This window comes from Microbulbifer discodermiae (assembly GCF_040742695.1).
Lineage (GTDB): Bacteria > Pseudomonadota > Gammaproteobacteria > Pseudomonadales > Cellvibrionaceae > Microbulbifer.
In genome coordinates this window covers 1-4,322 of the sequence record NZ_JBFLAB010000116.1, presented here as the reverse complement: position 1 = coordinate 4,322, position 4,322 = coordinate 1, and the positions used below count along the sequence as shown (strand labels likewise).

Sequence of the window (4,322 nt, the reverse complement as noted above, 5' to 3'; positions counted from 1 at the left end):
AGCCAAGCTGAATGGTCATGATCCCTTTGCGTATCTGAAAGATGTGATGCAGCGATTACCGATGCATCGCGCCAGTGCTATCGGCGAGCTGCTGCCCCATAACTGGGTTCCTGCTGACAAGGTGTGATGCCCGGACGCTTACCTATGAGCTGGAAAGCAATCGTTTATACTTGAGTGTGAATGAGATCGAGCACACGAGGGCCAAAGCTCGCCATCCGCAAACCAATAGTATCTGTGAGCGCTTCCATAAAACGATTCTGCAGGAGTTCTACCAGCCCTCATTACGACGCAAGATATACGAGTCGATCGAAGAGCTTGAGGCTGATCTGGACGAATGGCTCGCTTACTACAATAATGACCGCACGCACCAGGGTAAGAAGTGCTGTGGCCGAACTCTAATGCAAACGCTCGAGGACGGCAAAAAGATCTAGGTGGAAAAGTTCGTAAACTGAGCCTGACCTGACAGAGCAACTTCTGAAAAACCGGTAACTGTCAGATCAAGTCTGCGGGCTGTTGAAAAAGTCCTGAATTTCTTGCTTTAGCGTGTTCGGTCTCGGATAATATTTCTGGGGCCAAGTTAAGGGGAAAGCCATGCAGGGACGCACTCAGTTTCAGCCAGAGTTGTTTCACACGGTCAACCTCGACGATTTCGTACCGCAGAACCACCTTCTCCGTAAGATCGACGCCGTATTGGATCTTGAATTTATCTATGATCTGACGTCACCATTGTACTGCCCCGACAATGATCGAGCTTCAATCGATCCGGCACTGTTCTTTCGGATGCAGATTATTGGCTATTTGTACGGAATCAAATCTGACCGAAAGCTCTGCGAAGACATCAATTTGAACCTGGCGTACCGGTGGTTTTGCCAACTTAATCTAGGTGATCAGATTCCTGACCATTCATCACTGACCAGAATCCGTCAGCGTTTTGGAGAGCAAACATTCCAGCGAGTCTTTGAACAATTTATTGATCGATGGATCGAGGCTGGTTTGGTAACTGGCAAGAAGCTCATTTCGGATGCCTCACTCGTTGACGCAAATGCTAGTATAGACAGTATGGTAGAGCGCCGGAATGGCGACCCAGATGCCAAGGCGCTCAAAAATTATCAGCAGAGATACCACATCGTATTTTGGGAGGACATTGTAAGACCTGCTCGATGCGATCATCCTGTTTACCTGATTCACAGAAAAACCGAGCCCGCTTCGTATACAGGAGTCTTCACCAGAGTCATATAGACAAGGTCCGCCGCAGGCAAAGTACCAGACTCTTCAAATCCAAACTGACGGAGCGAGCCTGGAAAGTGGAAGGGCTGTTCGGCGAGGCGAAAGATAACCACTGTCTCCGACGGGCCAAATACCGAGGATTGGCAAATGCCCAAATTCAGTTTTACCTGACCGCACTGACGCAAAACCTCAAACGGGTGGCAGCGATGAACCCATTTTTGCGTAAATTAGCGATTAAAATTCTAAATATGGCTTCCTGGAGGGCCGTTCAGGGCGTCTGGGTAAAAAATGATGGCTATCGCCTCGAATTCCTTCCAACGGCAGTCGAGCGGTCAGCGCATTGGGAAGTCGGGTAATAAGAGAAAAATGGGTGGTTTTTCAACAGCCCGTCTGAACTACTACATTTAAGCAGCTGATTAAGCACAGCTTCCATTAAATCACAAGGTCGTGATTTAATGGAAGCTGTGCCTAACCTAAACATTTAACGGTCGACTGGTATTTTATTAACCCTCACTAGCGGCCGCTCATTAGACCTGAAGGTTTCGCTAATATGGTTCACTTTGCGCGTAGCCTTCTATCCTTTCAAATGTGTACCCAAATATGCCAAGTGCATAGTCATCTCGAAGAATGGTAAGGAAGTGATCCCCCAGATCGGGATTCCAATAACGATTTAGAGGTGCGAAACCAGATCGAGAATTAGAGGAAACATATCCTTCCTCTGTCACAAATTCATAGCCAAATGCAGCAAATCCTGGGTCATTGCGCGTTATAGTAAGAAAACTATCACCCAGTGTTGCATTCCAATAGCGATTTAAGGGCACAAAACCAGATCTGGGTTTTGAGGATACATATGCTTCTATCTTTTCAAGTGAGTACCCAAGAAATGCATATAGGTTGTCATTTCGATCGATTGTGAGAGTGTGATCACCAATCGCGCTATTCCAATAACGATACAGTCCAACAAGAAGATCGTCCATAGCGTTAACTGCGGCTGCAGCATCGACAATTCCTGCGCCACAACCATTGCAGGTACCTGGCGCTATTCTTGCGGTTTCTTGTAGAACTATTGAAATCTGCTCTGGCGTTGCTTTCGGCTGTACGGACAGCATTAGTGCCGCCACGCCGGCGATATGCGGCGCGGCCATGGATGTGCCTTCGTAAAAAGCATAGGTGTCAGAACCCGGGGAGGTTACTCCTGTATTGAGTGTAGATAGGACGCCATTCTGGTTTGATTTGTTACCCGAAGTTTCCCCTCCTGGTGCTGCGATTTCAACTGTATTGCCAAAGTTTGAGTAATACGCTCTATTTCCTGCTCTGTCAGTAGCAGCGACAGTAATAACACCATCACAATTAGCTGGGCGACGGGTGGAGGCATCAGTGTTTTGATTGCCTGCAGAAACAACAACGACTGAACCCCTATCCGTGGCGCCATTGATGGCCTTTTGATAGGTTTCACCACAAGCGCCGGAACCACTCAAAGACAGGTTGAGCACCTTCGCTACATTGGCATTTGTAGGAACACCAGGGACATTGCCACCGGAGGTCCAGGTGATCGCATCAGCAATATCAGAAATATATCCGCCACCACAACCCAAAGTACGAGCCGGTACTATCTTCGCGTCAAAGGCCACGCCCGCAACACCTATAGAATTATTCGTCTTGGCCGCTATCGTTCCAGCAACGTGCGTACCATGCCATGAATCTGCCCGTCCAGAACATCCATCACCTGGATCGATCGCATCACCGTCACGACCGTCGCCATCCAGCGATACATTAGGATCGTGAATGAAGTCATAACCAGGCAAAATGTTCGCAGTGAGATCAGCATGTGGCCGATATCCAGTATCAATTACGGCTATATTAACGCCCGAGCCAGTTGATTTATTCCATGCACTGGGCGCCCTTATGCCGCCAGTGCTTTCGAAGTAATGCCATTGTTCATTATATCGAGCATCATTTGGGACAAAGGCAGGTTGCATCAAGGTATCTGCCTCTGCGTACTCTATGGAACTGTCTACTTTAGCGATCGCTTTAGCAAGATTTTCAACTGCCTCATCTGGAAGCTTTTTGTCAAGACGGACAACTTCTGCCCCCAAGGACATTGTTCGTTGGCTAGAAAGAGCAACGCCGTAATGTGAAGCAACCTGTTGTATTCCATTTAGTTTTTGTGCAAATTGATGACCTGAGATTTTTTCCTTGTATTTGATAATTAGTTGATTGGTTTCCTGACTTTTGACAACTCCACTTACTGCTAATAAAAAAAAAAGAGATGCATAAATAATTCATAAACCGAAATCTGAAAAGCTTTTTCATGTTCTTATCCTTTAGAATAATTTCCTTTTTATGTATTTTTCATTACGGTATCGCTTTTTGACTTTATTTCATTGAATTTTAGTTTCCTCCATGATTTTCGAATAGAATATGAATTGCTTTGTAATTTTTATGTATTAACTTAAATATTTTTACTATTTTGCAGCATATTTAAATACGATTTCATGGCTATCTTCTTTCAAAGCATTATTTGATTTTTTAAAGAAGAGTATCACTTATCTTATGTAGGGTGAAGCAACTAAATTTATAATTAAAGTTATTAATAAAGAATTTAATATTTCTAATTGGTATTGATGAAATAGATTGCTATTGATAATTTGCTCTGGCAATTCAGATTTTATTTGTAAATTTTTTAGTAATCCTAACTAATAATTAACCAATAACAAGGAAGTATGCAATGCTTAAAATATCTACATTGCTCGTAACAGCTGTATTTTGTTTCTTTGCGGTTACCACTATGTCAGCTGAAGTTTCAACTTATGCTAGTGATCATAATATTGTTACTACTGAGCAAATTATCAGTTATTCTGATCCTGTTGTGTCCGGTGGAGGTTCTTGCATTGAATATTTATGCGAAGGCGCTTATACTTGTGGCGGTCACCTTTCTGGGACAACCTATTGCCCTAGTGGGCTATGCGGAAAATAAGGTTACGTGATTTGATTTCATGTATACTTGCCCCATGGATACTCCGGACGTTTTTACAATTACCGCTCATGATGCAGCAATCCTGGAAAGCTGGATTCGCAGCACCTCGCTTCAGCAG

Annotated in this window: 5 protein-coding genes and 1 pseudogene; 5 read left to right on the top strand and 1 reads right to left on the bottom strand. The window is 44.4% G+C overall.

Annotation, left to right across the window (positions count from 1 at the left end):
- From AB1S50_RS19020 to AB1S50_RS19005, 4 genes and pseudogenes are all read left to right on the top strand, one after another.
- Positions 1-127: transposase domain-containing protein (locus AB1S50_RS19020; RefSeq protein WP_367152251.1), on the top strand; the 127-nt coding region annotated here is incomplete at its 5' end.
- A gap of 34 nt (positions 128-161) precedes the next feature.
- Positions 162-431 (top strand): annotated as a pseudogene (locus tag AB1S50_RS19015) (integrase core domain-containing protein); the annotation flags it as partial.
- A gap of 160 nt (positions 432-591) precedes the next feature.
- Positions 592-1,239: a transposase gene (locus tag AB1S50_RS19010; protein WP_367152804.1), complete on the top strand. Its 648-nt coding sequence runs from the start codon at positions 592-594 to the stop codon at positions 1,237-1,239.
- Positions 1,161-1,583 carry a transposase gene (locus AB1S50_RS19005; protein ID WP_367152802.1) on the top strand — a complete coding sequence of 141 codons (423 nt, stop codon included), beginning with the start codon at positions 1,161-1,163 and terminating at the stop codon, positions 1,581-1,583. Before AB1S50_RS19010 ends, AB1S50_RS19005 begins: the two co-directional genes overlap by 79 nt.
- A gap of 189 nt (positions 1,584-1,772) precedes the next feature.
- On the opposite strand, the gene AB1S50_RS19000 is transcribed toward AB1S50_RS19005, so the two are convergent.
- Complete coding sequence (locus AB1S50_RS19000) at positions 1,773-3,323, bottom strand: S8 family peptidase (protein WP_367152801.1); 1,551 nt, start codon at positions 3,321-3,323, stop codon at positions 1,773-1,775.
- 632 nt (positions 3,324-3,955) lie between these two features.
- Here AB1S50_RS19000 and AB1S50_RS18995 point away from each other — a divergent pair.
- Complete coding sequence (locus tag AB1S50_RS18995; protein WP_367152799.1) at positions 3,956-4,204, top strand: hypothetical protein; 249 nt, start codon at positions 3,956-3,958, stop codon at positions 4,202-4,204.
- Positions 4,205-4,322 lie beyond the last annotated feature (118 nt).